The sequence below is a fragment of the Brucella cytisi genome, assembly GCF_038433355.1.
Taxonomy (GTDB): Bacteria; Pseudomonadota; Alphaproteobacteria; order Rhizobiales; family Rhizobiaceae; genus Brucella; species Brucella cytisi.
The window spans coordinates 1-16,146 of the sequence record NZ_JBCAUP010000026.1 but is presented as its reverse complement, the minus strand read 5'-3'; the positions used below and the strand labels follow the sequence as shown (position 1 = coordinate 16,146).

Genomic DNA, 16,146 nt, shown 5'->3' with positions numbered 1-16,146 from the left:
AAGGCGTAGGTCATGCAGACTGATCTGATAGCTCATCTGACCCTTGCAGCACCGGAGGTTCTCCTTGCTGTAGGCGCCTTGGCACTGCTCATGATTGGCGTGTTCTCCGGCGAACGGGCGACCACGCTCGTCAACGGATTATCCGTCGCGGTGCTTATTGCAGCGCTGGCTCTGGTGGTCCTTTTCCCAACGAATGGCGCCGCATTCGGCGGTGCCATCGTCAATGACAGCTTCAGCCGCTTCATGAAGGTGCTGACGCTGATCGGCTCCATCGTGACGCTGATCATGTCGGTCGGCTTCGCCAAGGCGGAGAAGTTCGACAAGTTCGAGTTCCCGGTCCTGATCGTGATTTCCACGCTCGGCATGTTGCTGATGGTTTCAGCATCCAACATGCTGTCGCTCTATCTCGGTCTGGAACTGCAATCGCTGGCGCTCTACGTTCTGGCAGCGTTCAACCGCGATAGCGTCCGTTCGACGGAAGCTGGCCTGAAATACTTCGTTCTCGGTTCGCTTTCCTCGGGCATGCTGCTTTACGGCATTTCGCTCGTCTACGGTTACACCGGCCACATTGGCTTTACCGAAATCGCCCATGCCGTCTCCGGCGGTCAGCGCGAACTCGGTCTGGTCTTCGGTCTTGTCTTCATTCTGGCCGGTCTGGCATTCAAGATTTCTGCCGTTCCGTTCCACATGTGGACGCCGGACGTCTATGAAGGCGCGCCGACCCCGGTAACGGCGTTCTTTGCCGCCGCCCCGAAGATGGCTGCCATGGCGCTCATCATCCGCGTCGTCTCGGAAGCCTTTGCTCCGGTCACCCATGACTGGCAGCAGGTCGTGATTTTCATCGCGCTTGCGTCGATGGTGCTCGGTGCGTTTGCCGCCATCGGCCAGCGTAACATCAAGCGCCTGATGGCTTATTCCTCGATCAGCCATATGGGCTATGCGCTCGTTGGTCTGGCCGCCGGAACGGTGATCGGCGTGAAGGGCGTGATGATCTACATGGCAATCTACCTTGCCATGACGCTCGGCACCTTCGCGTTCATTCTCGCAATGCGCACCAAGGACGGCAATGTGGAGAGCATTGAGGATCTGGCCGGTCTGTCCCGCACCAATCCGGTGCTGGCAACGATCATGACCATCTTCCTGTTCTCGCTCGCTGGCATCCCGCCGCTCGCCGGTTTCTTCGGCAAGTGGTACACCTTCCTTGCTGCCGTCGAAGCAGGCCTCTATCCGCTTGCCATCATCGGTATCGTGGCTTCGGTCGTGGGCGCGTTCTATTACCTGCGCATGATCAAGATCATGTGGTTCGATGAGCCGACGGGTGGTTTCGTTCCGGTCGCAGGCGAGCTTCGTCTCGTTCTCGGCGTAACGGGTGCTTTCGTGCTCTTCTACGTCTTCCTTGCTGGTCCGATCGGCGGATTTGCCGAAGCCGCAGCCAAGACGTTTTTCTGATTGATGCAAAAGGCGGAAGCATAAATGAGTTTTGCGCTTTCGCCTGTTGCGGCAAATGAGGGCTACCGTCTCGAAACTTTCGAGATGGTAGGTTCCACCAATGCGGTTGCTCTGGAACGGGCAGCCAGCGGTGATCCGGGCAAGCTCTGGCTTGTTACGAAGAAGCAGGAAAGCGGTCGCGGAAGACGGGGCCGTTCCTGGTCTACGCCGGAAGGCAATCTTGCCTCCACGCTGCTTCTTGTTGAATCCTATGAAATGAAGACGGCGGCAACGCTTGGTTTTGTTGCCGGTTTGTCGCTTGCCGATGCACTTGATGCAGTATTCGCTGCGACGGGGCCTGCCGTGCCGCCGACAATCGGCCTGAAATGGCCGAATGACGTGCTGGTCAATGGCGCGAAACTCACCGGCATCCTGCTTGAATCGTCCATTCTGGCGAAGAATTTGTTCGCCGTTGCCATCGGTATCGGGACCAATGTGGTCGCCTTTCCCGATGACCTGCCTTATGCAGCAACGTCGTTGCAGGCTCTCGGCAGCAAATGCGATGCCGAGACTTTGTTCGCAGCCTTGTCGGATGCCTGGTCGGTCAACTATCGCGTCTGGAATGAAGGGCGCGGTCTCGACGATATTCGCAAGCGCTGGCTGCAGCGCGCGCATGGCCTTGGCCAGAATGTAACCATGCAGGTTGAAGGCCGTATCATCGAAGGTCGTTTTGAGACAATCGATGAGGCATGCCGTTTTGTTATTCGCGAGGACGAAGGTTCGCGAGTTGCGGTAACGGCTGGCGATGTCTATTTCGGAACTGCTGCTACAATACGCAAATAATTGCTTTGTTTTGTCTTGCTAGGGTTGCAACAGGATAACTTTAGGTCCAGTTGATGCCGCAAGGCGGGATTAATCACAGAGGAAATTTCATGGCCCGATCCAATACTACTGAACTCGTCTTTCTGCCGCTTGGCGGCGTAGGCGAAATCGGCATGAATTTGGCCATGTACGGCTTTGGTCCTGCGGACAACCGTGAATGGCTGGTCGTGGATATGGGCGTGAGCTTCGCGGGGCCAGAACAGCCGGGCGCTGATCTCATTCTCCCGGATATACGTTATCTCGAGGCGGAAAAGCATAATCTGCGTGGCATCGTGATCACCCATGCGCATGAAGACCATTTCGGTGCTTTGCTCGATCTATGGCCGCGCCTGAAGGTTCCGGTTTATGCGACGCCATTCACCGCCGGTCTGCTTGAAGCCAAGCGACAGTCGGAACACGGCGCCCCCGAAATCCCAATCACGATCTACAAGGCAGGCGAGAAATTCGAAGTCGGGCCTTTCAAGCTTGAAGCTGTCGCGGTAACGCACTCCATTCCCGAGCCGGTTTCTCTGGCCATTACGACCCCGCTCGGCACGGTCGTGCATACGGGTGACTGGAAGATGGACCCGGAACCATCGCTCGGACCGGTTATCGATGAGGCGCGTTTCCGCGCTATCGGTGATGCAGGCGTTCTGGCGCTGATCTGCGATTCCACTAATGCGTTGCGCGAGGGCGAGTCTCCTTCGGAACGTCAGGTGGGCGAGAGCCTGCGCGAGTTGATTGAAAATGCGCGCGGTCGTGTGGCTATCACCACTTTCTCTTCCAATGTCGGTCGTATCCGGTCGATTACCGAAGCAGCACGCGATGCTGGCCGTCAGGTGCTGGTGGTTGGCCGTTCGATGAAACGCGCCATCTCAGTCGCAACTGAGCTTGGCTATATGGAAGGCTTGCCGGAATATCTCAGCGAAGAAGACTATGGCTATATTCCGCGTGAGAACGTGGTGATGATCCTGACCGGCAGTCAGGGCGAGCCGCGCGCGGCACTCGCCAAGCTGGCACGTGACGAAATGCGCAGCCTCGCGCTGACGGCGGGCGATACAGTCATCTATTCGTCCCGCGCCATTCCGGGCAATGAAAAATCCATTCTGGATATCAAGAACCGTCTGATCGATCGCGGCATCAAGATCATCGGCGATGAAGATGCTCTGGTTCACGTGTCGGGCCATCCACGGCGCAATGAATTGCGTCGCATGTATTCGTGGGTTCGTCCGCAAATTCTGGTGCCGGTGCATGGCGAGGCTGCCCATCTGGTTGCCCAGGGGTCGCTCGGCGCGATGGAGGGCATCGAGCAGGTTGCGCAGGTACGTGACGGCGACATGTTGCGTCTGGCTCCCGGCAAGGCCGAGATTATCGACGAAGCGCCGGTGGGCCGGATCTACAAGGACGGCAAGCTGATCGGCGACGAGGAGGAAATCGGCATGGTCGAGCGCCGCAAGCTCGCTTATGTCGGTCATGTCGCTGTTTCGGTACTGCTGGACCGTGAGCACAAGATCATCGATGAGCCCGACCTCGTGACTTTCGGCGTGCCGGAAGAAAACGCGCAGGGCGACCTGTTGGAAGACATCCTGCTGGATGCAGCCATCGAGGCAATCGATAGTATCCCGCGCGTTCGCCGCAAGGATATCGAGCTTGTCCGGGAGTCCGTGCGCCGTGCCGTTCGCGCTGCGGCAAATGAAGCATGGGGCAAAAAGCCGGTGGTGACCGTATTCGTGAATAGGATACGGTAGTCATACGGATTGCAAAATGACCGGCATGGGAGGTGCTGATGCTCGAACGCTTGAACCACGTGGCGATTGCCGTTCCGGATATCGATGCCGCTGCAGCGCTTTATCGCGGCAAGCTCGGTGCGAGAGTCACCGAGCCGCAGGCACTGCCTGAACATGGCGTAACCGTGGTTTTCATCGACGTCGGCAACACCAAGATCGAATTGCTGGAACCGTTGGGTGAGGGGTCGCCGATTGCGGCGTTTCTGGAAAAGAATCCTTCCGGTGGGATGCACCATCTGTGCTATGAGGTTGCGGACATAATTGCCGCTCGCGACCGCCTCAAGGCGGAGGGTGCACGTATTCTTGGAGATGGCGAACCGAAGACCGGCGCCCATGGCAAGCCGGTTCTGTTCCTGCATCCCAAGGATTTCAACGGCACACTGATCGAACTGGAAGAGGTGTAATCATGTCTCTGGTTTCAGGAATCGCGATTTACTTCATCATCTGGTGGACGACGCTGTTTGCGCTGCTGCCGGTTGGCTTGCGCACGCAGGCTGAAGAAAACGAAGTGACTTTGGGCACGGTGGCCAGCGCTCCGGCAAAACCACGCATCGGTCGTGCCTTTCTGCGGACGACCATCGTCGCAACACTCATCTTCCTGCTCTATTATTATGTGACGCAGATCAGCGGTTTCGGCCTCGACGATATCCCGCATTTCTTCCCGGATCTGACCTGAGCATTCGTTCACGTTCCAACATGAATTTTTGAGGCTGCCTAAATTATAGGCAGTCTTTCTTTTGTATAAAGAAAAGTGGACACGCCTACCATAGGCTGCATAAGATATCGAGCTTGTTGGCGTAACGTATTGAATTTACGACACAGCACAACCCGGCGTCATTTGTGACAGCGATACCGTTCCCTGATCAATGTTCTTCATATAAATCGATTTATACTTAAGTGAAATTTAATACTTGAATGCGCAGAGGGCGCTGCGATAAATCCCACAAAATCAATGTGTTATTGCAAGCTATAAAATAGGGAAACTGCGGAAAGCATGGAGGTGCTGCAAGTTCAAAAAAAAAGCAAGGCTTTCGCCTTGCTAATCAAATACGCGTTCGATCCGTTTCCATTTGACTGGCGGCTGCGAAAGTCGCGCCTGGATCCATCCTCCCAAGACTTTGACCGCGTGAAACCAACGGTTTTATTCCGTTGTTGCTCTTATGCTGAAAAAAATAGCGAACTGCACAGCTTTTGTCACGAAAAATCTTCTATGGCGTCATATTTCTTTCGCAAATTTTCCCGAATGAGAGTGATATATCTGTAATATATTGAATTTGAATGTGAATCCGGAAGCCGCATTTCGCGTCTCTGGTTCTTTCGACAGGCGATCATGGTTGTGGATGGGGAAATCCGCTATCGCGAAAGCTTTTTCAAGCGGGTTTCCAACCGGTGTATAACCCGGTAATAAACCGACAAATATGCTTAATTTTTGCCTGATTCTTGAAGCACTCAGGCATTCCCTCTTGATTGGTGGTTACGATGCGTCTGTCGCGGTATTTTTTGCCTATTCTGAAGGAAAACCCCAAGGAGGCGGAAATTGTCTCCCACAGGCTGATGCTGCGCTCGGGCATGATCCGTCAACAGTCGGCCGGCATCTATGCCTGGCTGCCGCTCGGTCTGAAGGTTCTCAACAAGGTCTGCGATATCATTCGCGAGGAGCAGAACCGCGCGGGCGCCAATGAAATCCTGATGCCGACCATCCAGTCAGCCGATCTGTGGCGCGAAAGCGGCCGCTACGATGCCTATGGCAAGGAAATGCTGCGCATTCAGGACCGCCAGGAGCGGGATATGCTCTTCGGCCCGACCAACGAGGAAATGGTCACCGACATTTTTCGGTCCTACGTGCGCTCCTACAAGGATCTGCCGCTCAACCTCTATCACATCCAGTGGAAGTTCCGTGACGAAGTGCGCCCGCGTTTCGGCGTCATGCGTTCGCGTGAGTTCCTGATGAAGGATGCCTATTCGTTCGACCTCGATTATGAGGGCGCGAAAATGGCTTACTACCGCATGTTCGTGTCCTATCTGCGCACTTTTGCGCGGGTTGGCTTGCAGGCCATCCCGATGCGCGCCGATACGGGACCGATTGGCGGCGACCTCAGCCACGAATTCATCATTCTGGCAGAAACCGGCGAAAGCCAGGTTTTCTGCGACAAGGCTTATCTTGATCTCGCCGTGCCGGGCGCGGACACTGATTTCCGCAACGATGCGCAACTGACCGATATCGTCAATCGCTGGACGACGCCTTATGCGGCGACCGACGAAATGCATGATGAGGCCGACTGGGCCAGGGTAAAGCCGGAGGATCAGGTTTCGGCACGCGGCATCGAAGTCGGCCACATCTTCCATTTCGGCACGAAATATTCCGAACCGATGGGCGCGAAAGTGCAGGGCCCGGATGGCAAGGAACATCTGGTGTCGATGGGTTCTTATGGCATCGGCCCGTCGCGCCTCGTCGCGGCTGCGATCGAAGCCTTCCACGATGACGCAGGCATCATCTGGCCGAAGGCTATCGCGCCGTTCGGTGCCGGTATCGTCAACATGAAGCCGGGCGACGAAGGCTGCGACGCTGTAAGCGAGAAGATCTACGAAGCGTTGACCAATGCAGGCGTCGATCCGCTGCTCGACGACACGGATGACCGTCCGGGCGCAAAGTTTGCCACAATGGACCTGATCGGCCTGCCGACGCAGGTGATCGTTGGCCCGCGTGGCGTTGCTGCCGGTGAAGTCGAAATCAAGGATCGCAAGACCGGCGAACGCAAGAACCTGAGCGTTGAAGCTGCGATCAACCTGTTAACGGCAGAAGCATGAGCACCGCGGCGGCAGCAAAATCCGGGGACAAGACAAAGGTAGCTCAAAAGGCTCCGAAGTCGGGTCCTTTCTCGGCTTTCGAACGCATGATCGCATGGCGATATCTGCGAGCGCGCCGCCGCGAGACTTTTATCTCGGTCATTGCCGGGTTTTCTTTCACCGGCATCATGCTGGGCGTGGCGACCCTCATCATCGTCATGGCGGTGATGAATGGCTTCCGTGCCGAGCTTCTGACACGAATTCTCGGCATCAATGGCCATCTCATCATGCAGCCGATTGATCGTCCGCTGGATGATTATGCCAGCCTTATCAAGCGGATCGATGGTATCTCCGGCATCAGGTTCGCCATTCCCGTGGTGGAAGGGCAGGCGCTTGTCCAGGGGAATATCGGCGCAGGAATGGGTGCACTGGTGCGCGGTCTTCGTGAGGAGGATCTCGACAAGCTCAAGCTCGTCTCCGGCAATATTCGCCAGGGCACGCTCCAGGGCTTCGATCAGGGCGGCGGCGTCGCCATCGGAACCCGCATGGCCGAAAATCTCGGCCTTTCAATCGGCGATACGCTACGGGTGATTTCGCCAGATGGCGATGTGACCCCGTTCGGCGTCAATCCGCGCGTGAAGGCCTATCCGATTGTCGCGATCTTCGAGATCGGCATGTCGGAATACGACTCGTCGATTGTCATGATGCCGCTTTCCGAAGCGCAGCTTTTCTTCAATCAGGAAGGCAAGGTGCAATCGCTTGAAATCTTTGTCGATAATCCCGACAAGGTGGATGCGATGCGCGCGCCGGTGGAAGAGGCAGCGGGACGCCAGCTCTCGCTCGTCGACTGGCGCCAGCGTAACCAGACGTTCTTCTCTGCGCTGGAAGTCGAGCGCAATGTCATGTTCATGATCCTGACGCTGATCGTGCTCGTTGCGGCGCTGAACATCATTTCCGGCCTTATCATGCTGGTGAAGGACAAGGGGCACGATATTGCGATCCTGCGAACCATGGGCGCAACCCGTGGCGCCGTAATGCGCATATTCCTGATGACGGGTGCTGCCATCGGCGTCACCGGCACGATAGCCGGTGTTGTTCTGGGCGTTGTCGTCTGCCTCAATGTCGAGCGCCTGCGGGAGTTCTTCTCGTGGCTCTCGGGAACTATGCTCTTCAACCCGGAACTTTACTTCCTGAGCCAGTTGCCTGCGAAGATGGACCCCGGCGAAACGATTTCCGTTATCGTCATGGCTCTGGTGCTTTCATTCATTGCCACCATTTTCCCGGCCTGGCGCGCTGCCAAGCTCGATCCGGTCGAAGCATTGAGGTACGAATAAATGGCGGCTGAAATCATCATGCGGCTGGAACGTGTCGGCCGCGCCTATAAGGAAGCCGACCGCGAACTGGTCATTCTGAAGGATGCCGATTTCACACTTCGTCGTGGGGAAATGGTTGCGCTTGTCGCGCCATCGGGCGCGGGCAAGTCGACATTGCTGCACACGGCAGGCCTGCTGGAGCGTCCTGACAACGGAGACGTTTTCTTGGATGGGCGTTCCTGCAGCAAATTGTCCGATGATGAGCGCACGGCTGTGCGCCGCAACGACGTCGGTTTCGTTTATCAGTTCCACCATCTTCTGCCGGAATTTTCTGCGCTGGAGAATGTGATGATGCCGCAGATGATCCGCGGCCTGTCCAGGAAGGCCGCAGCAGAGCGTGCGCAGCAGCTTCTTGAGTATATGAAGATCGGCAAGCGCGCTTCGCATCGCCCGTCGGAACTTTCCGGCGGTGAACAACAGCGCGTCGCTATTGCCCGCGCCGTTGCCAACGCGCCGCTCGTTCTTCTGGCGGATGAACCGACCGGCAACCTTGATCCGACGACATCGTCTTACGTCTTCGGAGCTCTTGAGGCCCTCGTGCGTCAGTCGGGGCTTGCGGCTCTGATCGCGACCCATAATCACGAACTCGCCCGCCGCATGGACCGGCGCGTCACGCTGAAGGACGGCAAGGTCATCGATCTGTAAGCCTTTCAGGTCACAGCAGCACCTCATCATCAGGAGCCGACACAGGTGGCGTCTCGAAGGGCGAGGTGCGTCTCTGCCTGAACATGACGCTTTCGTTCCCCGCTCACGCAGCCAACGTCTGCGGTTGTATATTCACTATTCGTAAACCCTAAAATGAATGACGGGCTAGAACGGGTGTTGACTTTGGAACAAAAATAGAACAAAAAATAAACATACGTGAACACAGAGGAGTTTCCAACATGACCGATCTCGTCCACGACGTTCTGTCTTTCATTTCGGTAAGCCTGTTTATTGCAACTTTCGCCATCTGGGTGAGTGCGATCTGAAGGAAATAGAGCATGTCTCCCAAAAGTGGGAACCGGTTTTGGGATATAGACATGCGTGAAAACGATAGGGCATTTCCGATGACTCCGGAAAAATTGGAGATGCTCTGGCTGGTTCTTGTGAACCCGCTGCAAGGTGGCGATAGTCTTACTGGACATCGCCATATCATTCCCCGAAACTGATGCTATCAGGCGACAGAGTCGCCAGCCGCGATGGGCCATGCGTGTGGCCCATCTTGCAAGCAATGTGCTATCAGGCGGCTACTGCATCGGCCCGAAAATCGGAATCGGTTTTCGGAAAGCGTGATGCTTGGATTTAGAGCGCCGGATGTATGTCCATCCGGGCGGCTCAGCAGATGATCGGGGTCGATGGAATGAGTGATGCAGCAGCAGGCAATGCAGCAAAAGACGGTGCTTTGACGCCACGTTTTGTGCACCTGCGGGTACACTCGGCCTATTCCTTGCTGGAAGGCGCATTGCCGCTCGGCAAGATCATCAAACAGGCGATTGCCGACGAGGCGCCGGCTATCGCAGTCACCGACACCAACAATCTGTTCGGTGCGCTTGAATTTGCGCAGAAGGCATCGAAAGACGGGCTGCAACCCATCATCGGTTGTCAGGTCGATATAGCCTTCGGCGATCACAATGATAATGGCCGCAGCGTCAATCGCCGTGTCGCGCTGGACCTCGCTCCAGTTGTGCTGCTGGCGGCAACGGAAGAGGGCTATGCGAATATCGTGCGGCTCGTCAGTCGCGCGTTTCTGGAAACACCGGCAGGTGATCCGGTGCATGTCGAAGCAAGCTGGCTGCCACCATTGTCGAAAGACGTCATTGTTCTTTCCGGCGGCGCATTGGGACCAATCGGTCGCGCTTTTGCCGCTGACCGTCCCGACAGGGCAGAGGCACGGCTTGCTTTCCTGCGTGAAGCATTTGGCGATCGGCTTTATGTCGAATTGCAGCGTCAGGCAGGTTACGACCGTGCGCTGGAAGCAAAGACCGTCGCACTTGCCTATGAGATGGATCTGCCTCTGGTCGCCACCAATGAGGCATTCTTTCTCAAGGCAGAAGACTTCGAGGCCCACGATGCGCTTCTTGCCATCGCGGAAGGCCAGATTCTCTCAAACGATGACCGCCGCCGCCTGACGCCGGACCATCACATGAAAAGCCGTGCGGAAATGGCTGCGCTTTTTGCCGATCTGCCAGAAGCGCTCGACAACACCGTCGAAATTGCAGAGCGTTGCAGCTGGTACACGCAGACCCGTGCACCGATCCTGCCACGGTTTACCGGCGAATCCGATGATGCGGAGGCCGCCGTTCAGGAGGAAGCCGACGAACTGGCGCGGCAGGCCCGCGAAGGCCTGAAGATGCGCCTGGAGACCGTCGGTCTCGCAGAAGGCTACACGACAGAACAATATGCCGAACGCCTCGAATACGAGATCGGCATCATCACCCGCATGAAATTCCCGGGCTACTTCCTGATCGTTGCGGACTTTATCAAATGGGCCAAAGCCCATGGCATTCCGGTCGGGCCGGGCCGTGGCTCGGGTGCCGGTTCGCTTGTCGCCTATGCGTTGACGATTACCGACGTCGATCCTTTGCGGTTCTCGCTGCTTTTCGAACGCTTCCTCAACCCGGATCGCGTTTCGATGCCCGACTTCGATATCGACTTCTGTCAGGACCGCCGTGAAGAGGTGATCCGCTATGTGCAGGGAAAGTACGGGCGGGATCAGGTAGCCCAGATCATCACATTCGGAACCCTGCAGGCACGCGCTGTGCTGCGCGATGTCGGTCGCGTTCTGGAAATGCCTTACGGGCAGGTCGATCGTCTCTGCAAGCTGGTGCCGCAAAACCCGGCCAATCCGGTATCACTGGCACAAGCCATCGACACAGAACCGAAGATCAATGAGGAGCGCGAGAAAGAGCCGGTGGTTGGAAGGCTGCTGGATATGGCGCTCAAGCTTGAAGGGCTTTACCGCCACGCCTCCACCCACGCCGCCGGTATCGTGATCGGTGACCGTCCGCTGTCGGAACTGGTCCCCATGTATCGCGATCCGCGTTCCGACATGCCCGTCACCCAGTTCAACATGAAATGGGTGGAGCAGGCGGGACTGGTCAAGTTCGACTTTCTTGGTCTCAAGACGCTGACCGTCCTTGAAACGGCGGTCAAACTGGTGGCGCGGAAGGGCGTTGAGATTGACCTATCCCATGTGCCGCTCGACGACGAACTGACCTATGAGATGTTGTCGCGCGGCGAAACCGTCGGCGTGTTCCAGGTGGAAAGTGCGGGTATGCGCAAGGCGCTGCTTGGTATGCGCCCGGACCGGATCGAAGATATCATCGCGCTTGTGGCGCTTTATCGTCCCGGTCCGATGGAGAACATCCCGACTTATAATGCGCGCAAGAACGGTGAGGAGGAAATAGCCTCTATTCACCCGAAGATCGATCACCTGATCAAGGAAACGCAGGGCGTTATCGTCTATCAGGAACAGGTGATGCAGATCGCACAGGTGCTTTCCGGCTATTCGCTCGGTGAAGCTGACCTTTTGCGTCGCGCCATGGGCAAGAAAATCCGCGAGGAAATGGATAAGCAGCGCGTCCGCTTCGTGGATGGCGCGATTGAGGGCGGTGTCGACAAGGCGCAGGCCAACATGATCTTCGATCTGCTGGCCAAGTTCGCTGACTACGGCTTCAATAAGTCGCACGCCGCCGCCTATGCCATTGTGTCCTACCAGACGGCCTATATGAAGGCCCACTATCCAGTCGAGTTCATCGCGGCGTCGATGACCTACGATATGTCGAACACTGACAAGCTCAACGATTTCCGCCGCGAGGCGAACCGTTTGGGCATTGAGGTCGTGCCACCTTCGGTGATGACGTCCTTCCGTCCGTTTGAAGTCGGCGAAAAGCAGATTTTTTATTCGCTTGCCGCCATCAAGGGCGTCGGCGAGGCCGCCGTCGATCATATTGTCGATGTGCGCGCCGAGAAACCTTTTGAAAGCCTTGAGGATTTCTGCGAGCGGGTCGATCCGCGCATCGTCAACCGGCGCGTGCTGGAAAGTCTCATCAATGCCGGTGCGATGGATTGTTTCGGTCGTGAGCGCCCGGCCATGAGTGCGGGCATGGACCGCATCATGGGCTTTGCCCAGCGCACGCAGGAGAATGCCGCAAGCGGTCAGTCCGATATTTTTGGTTTGTCAGGCGCTCCGAAGGAAACGCTTATCCTGCCGCAGGCGGCTCCCTGGCTGCCATCGGAAATGCTGCATCGGGAGTTTCAGGCGGTCGGCTTCTATCTGTCGGCCCATCCGCTTGATGAATATCGCGATGTGCTAAACCGCATGCGTGTTCAAAGCTGGGCAGATTTTTCAGCAGCCGTGAAACGCGGCGCCAATGCCGGACGTCTGGCGGGCACCGTGACTGCTCGGCAAGAGCGCAAGACACGCACCGGCAACAAGATGGGCATTGTGCAATTGTCCGATGCCAGCGGCCAGTTCGAAGCGGTGCTGTTTTCAGAAGGGCTGGCGCAATATCGCGATCTTCTGGAGAGCGGCAAGTCGGTGGTGATCACGGTTCAGGCGGAAAACCGTCCTGAAGGTATCGGCTTGCGCATCCAGACGGTGCAGTCGCTCGAAGACGAGGCCTGCCGTATGCAGAAGGCCTTGCGGCTTTACCTGCGTTCGGCCGATGCGGTTCGTCATATCGCACCGCATTTCAACACGCGCGGCGACGGGCAGGTGAGCCTCATCGTCATCAAGGATAACGGTCAGCGTGAAGTCGAGATCGAGCTGCCGCATCGCTATCGCGTCAGTCCGCAGATCGCCAGCGCCATGAAAGCCATTCAGGGCGTCGTGGATGTGGAACTGGTGTGAGTGAGAGCGCATCCCGAAAAATGTGAAACGGTTTTCGGAAAAGATGCGCGCTCAAATTAAGGCAAAGCGGCAGTGAACCCGTTTTGCGTTCAGTTTGCGCAAAAAATCGGTGGTGATGTGCGTATTTCACCACCGATTTTGCGGCGAATGCCTGTCGAAAACATGGCGTTTTTGTGGTTGGCATCAGTAGGCGGCTGTGAAACGCTTGCGAATGTGCTGGCTTTTTTCAGCTTCATCCAGAATGGCGACGGCCAGATCAGCAACTGAAATCTTGCTTTCACCCTTGTCGTCGAAAACCGGTTCGTCGCCGCCGAGACGATACTTTCCGGTGCGTTCGCCCGGCTGAAGAATAGTCGCCGGTGACACGAATGACCATTCCAGTTCTTTCTCACCGCGCAGGTCGTCGAGTGCCTGACGGGCGCCGAGTGCGCCTTCCTTCCATTCCGCAGGGAACTCCGGCGAGTCGACCAACTGGTTACCATTGATCGAAAGGCTACCTGCGCCGCCGACTGCTATAAGACGCTTGATGCCTGCTTTTTTGGTGGCTTCCGTGATGGAACGGCTGCCGTTGATGTGCTTTTCGCGGATGTCCTTGTCGCCCCAGCCCGGATTGTAGGCGGAAATCACGATGTCATGCCCTGCAAGCTGCTTTGCAAGCGCGTCGGTATTGAACACGTCGGCCTTTACCGCCGTCACATCAGGCAGTTTTTCGACTTTCTCCGGATGACGAACGAGTGCGGTAACCTCGCCGCCGCGTGCAGCAGCTTCCTTGAGGATTGCAGCGCCTACGAAACCCGTTGCGCCGATCAGTGCGATCTTGGTCATGGCATTCTCCTTTTTTCGACCTTCTCGTATCAAACGAATTAAGGTATGTTCCATAATCAGGTTATTTCTGATAACTACATATGTGATGCCATCATGCTTGTGAAGAACGCACTTTTACATGAGCAGGATACACCGAAGTAACCGCTTCAAAGGCAAGTGTTCAGAGATTCTCCGGTCGAATCAGAACGATGAAGCTGCTATAACTAATTGTTTTTATGCATGTTATGACGTGTGGCTGATGCGTATTTCAGTGAAAACTCTCTAACTTTACCGATGGAGAAAACGCCGGTCTGCCAACCGGTTTTTGTGGAGAGAAAGATGACAATACCGACACGCCCAGACGGGAAAACACCTTTGCTTTCGTCGACACCTGCATTCGAGAACGATGGTGACGGTTCTTGCCCGATCCGTGAAGTGCTGGATCGGGTTGGCGACACGTGGAGCATTCTCGTCATTTTCAATCTTCAGGAAGGCTCGATGCGTTTCAATGCGTTGCGACGGACCATTGAGGGTATTTCACAGCGCATGCTGACCGTTACGCTACGATCGCTGGAGCGGGATGGCCTCGTGTCTCGACGTGTGCGCCCGACTTCTCCGCCCGAAGTGGAGTATTCGCTGACTGAACTTGGACATTCTCTTGCTGTGCCTATCGACGTGCTGGGGCAATGGGCCGTCAGGAACCGCGATCTTCTTCGCGACGCCCGCTCACGTTTTGATGGAAGCATTGAATAAAAAGGAACCGGCCTTAGTCCGTTTGCGTTTGTCTTTCAAACAGGAGAAGTCTGATGCCCGCGAAATCCCAGGCCCAACAGAAAGCTGCTGGCGCTGCGCTTGCTGCCAAACGCGGTGAAATCAAGAAAAGCGAACTCTTCGGTGCGTCGAAGGAAATGTATGAATCGATGACCGAGAAGGAACTGGAGGAATTTGCCGAAACAAAGCGCAAAGGCTTGCCGGAACACGTAGATGACAAGAAAAAACACTGAATAGAATTGGCGAGCGCCGTCGGGCACTCGCCGCATTGGCCAGATGGTTACTTGCCAGATTTGTTCGGAGCCAGCTCGATTGCTTTCAGCTTGCCATCGGTAATGCCACAGCGCAGCGTGACGCTATCCCATTTTGTTGATGCGCCTTTGGTGCGTGCTTCACCGGGAACCGAGATGACAGCCGAAACCTTGCGTGGGTCGCTGGTGCTGAATTTCCCAGACTTATCATTGGTTTCTGCCGAAGAGATGTCATCTTTGGTGAAGCCGAGACGATCATATTTTTTACTTTTCTTGACGTAATCATAAGCGCTGGCAACGCAATCGGCGATCTGTGGAGCCGCTTGCTGATCCTTCACGAGTGTCTGATAGTTGCCTGTAAAATCCTTCGATCTTTTCGCGACGGAATCTGCATTCGCGGCGGTGGTGAAGCCCAGTGCTAGAGCGTTTCCGTTTTTCTCTGAATCGAATGCGCTTCCCAAATCAGTTTTGTTCTGATTCACTGATGCTGGCTGGATGGAGGCCAGCGTTGGATGACCGCACCGATATCGAATGATCTTCGAGAGCGCGTTATTGCCGCCGTGCTGAGTGGCGAAAGCGTTCGTTCAGTGGCGACGCGGTTTGAAATTGCCGCATCTTCAGTCGTAAAATGGTCCCAGCGCCATCGTGCGACCGGATCGGTTCATCCCGGCAAGATGGGCGGCCACCGCAAGCGGATACTCGAACCGCATCGTGATATCATTGTGCAACGGCTCGCCGAGAACCCACACCTGACACTCCATGGCCTGAAGGCGGCGTTGACCGAGCGGGGTATTTCCGTCTCGCACAATACGATCTGGGAATTCATTCGCAGTGAAGGGCTGCGCTTCAAAAAAAACACTATTCGCCCTTGAGCAAGCTCGTGCCGACGTCGCTCGCAAAAGACAGCGCTGGAAGACCCTGCAAAATCACCTTGATCCCGAACGGCTGGTCTTCATTGATGAGACCTGGATCAAGACCAACATGTCGCCGATCAGAGGCTGGGGTCCAAAAGGCAAGCGACTGCGGGCATTTGCACCGCATGGCCACTGGCGCACGCTGACATTCCTGGGCGCTTTGAGAAACGATCAGCTTACAGCACCCTGTGTCTTCGACGGACCGATGAACGGCCAGTGTTTCCGCGCCTATGTCGAGCAGCAGTTGGTCCCGGTGCTCAAGCCAGGCGACATTGTCGTCATGGACAATCTCGGCAGCCATAAGTCGGCAACCATCCGTCAATTGATCAAAGCCGC

The 16,146-nt window shown here is 56.2% G+C and carries 13 protein-coding genes and 1 pseudogene; 12 read left to right on the top strand and 2 right to left on the bottom strand.

All coding sequences use genetic code 11. The features are described from left to right. Positions 1-12 precede the first annotated feature (12 nt). The 9 genes from nuoN to dnaE all read left to right on the top strand — a co-directional run bounded on the left by nuoN (position 13) and on the right by dnaE (position 13,070). Positions 13-1,449: an NADH-quinone oxidoreductase subunit NuoN gene (nuoN, locus tag AAE521_RS20940; RefSeq protein ID WP_342062337.1), complete on the top strand. Its 1,437-nt coding sequence runs from the start codon at positions 13-15 to the stop codon at positions 1,447-1,449. A 24-nt stretch (positions 1,450-1,473) separates the two neighbouring features. Continuing rightward, entirely contained in the window at positions 1,474-2,271 is a 798-nt protein-coding gene (locus AAE521_RS20935) for a biotin--[acetyl-CoA-carboxylase] ligase (RefSeq protein ID WP_342062336.1), read from the top strand. An 89-nt stretch (positions 2,272-2,360) separates the two neighbouring features. After that, positions 2,361-4,037, top strand: a complete 1,677-nt coding sequence (locus tag AAE521_RS20930; protein WP_342062335.1) for a ribonuclease J — start codon at positions 2,361-2,363, stop codon at positions 4,035-4,037. Positions 4,038-4,075: 38 nt separating this feature from the next. Then, positions 4,076-4,480, top strand: a complete 405-nt coding sequence (mce, locus tag AAE521_RS20925; protein ID WP_342062334.1) for a methylmalonyl-CoA epimerase — start codon at positions 4,076-4,078, stop codon at positions 4,478-4,480. Between the two features lie 2 nt (positions 4,481-4,482). Further along, complete coding sequence (locus AAE521_RS20920; RefSeq protein ID WP_012092254.1) at positions 4,483-4,752, top strand: DUF1467 family protein; 270 nt, start codon at positions 4,483-4,485, stop codon at positions 4,750-4,752. 803 nt (positions 4,753-5,555) lie between these two features. After that, a complete protein-coding gene (gene proS, locus AAE521_RS20915) occupies positions 5,556-6,884 on the top strand; it encodes a proline--tRNA ligase (RefSeq protein WP_342062333.1) in 1,329 nt (442 codons plus the stop codon). After that, a complete protein-coding gene (locus AAE521_RS20910) occupies positions 6,881-8,197 on the top strand; it encodes a lipoprotein-releasing ABC transporter permease subunit (RefSeq protein WP_342062332.1) in 1,317 nt (438 codons plus the stop codon). The genes proS and AAE521_RS20910 overlap by 4 nt, the downstream gene beginning before the upstream one ends. Further along, a complete protein-coding gene (locus tag AAE521_RS20905) occupies positions 8,198-8,881 on the top strand; it encodes an ABC transporter ATP-binding protein (protein ID WP_342062331.1) in 684 nt (227 codons plus the stop codon). Positions 8,882-9,578: 697 nt separating this feature from the next. Beyond that, positions 9,579-13,070: a DNA polymerase III subunit alpha gene (gene dnaE, locus AAE521_RS20900; protein WP_071631856.1), complete on the top strand. Its 3,492-nt coding sequence runs from the start codon at positions 9,579-9,581 to the stop codon at positions 13,068-13,070. Positions 13,071-13,253: 183 nt separating this feature from the next. Here the strand turns inward: dnaE and AAE521_RS20895 are convergent, their stop codons facing one another. Next, entirely contained in the window at positions 13,254-13,895 is a 642-nt protein-coding gene (locus tag AAE521_RS20895; protein ID WP_342062330.1) for an NAD(P)-dependent oxidoreductase, read from the bottom strand. Between the two features lie 318 nt (positions 13,896-14,213). Between AAE521_RS20895 and AAE521_RS20890 the strand changes: the two genes are divergently transcribed. Continuing rightward, entirely contained in the window at positions 14,214-14,627 is a 414-nt protein-coding gene (locus AAE521_RS20890) for a winged helix-turn-helix transcriptional regulator (protein WP_071631742.1), read from the top strand. A 53-nt stretch (positions 14,628-14,680) separates the two neighbouring features. Further along, a complete protein-coding gene (locus AAE521_RS20885; RefSeq protein WP_029925012.1) occupies positions 14,681-14,878 on the top strand; it encodes a DUF3008 family protein in 198 nt (65 codons plus the stop codon). A gap of 47 nt (positions 14,879-14,925) precedes the next feature. Here the strand turns inward: AAE521_RS20885 and bspC are convergent, their stop codons facing one another. Beyond that, complete coding sequence (gene bspC / locus AAE521_RS20880; RefSeq protein WP_374865052.1) at positions 14,926-15,357, bottom strand: type IV secretion system effector BspC; 432 nt, start codon at positions 15,355-15,357, stop codon at positions 14,926-14,928. 51 nt (positions 15,358-15,408) lie between these two features. Here bspC and AAE521_RS20875 point away from each other — a divergent pair. Beyond that, positions 15,409-16,146, top strand: a pseudogene (locus AAE521_RS20875) (IS630 family transposase); the annotation flags it as partial.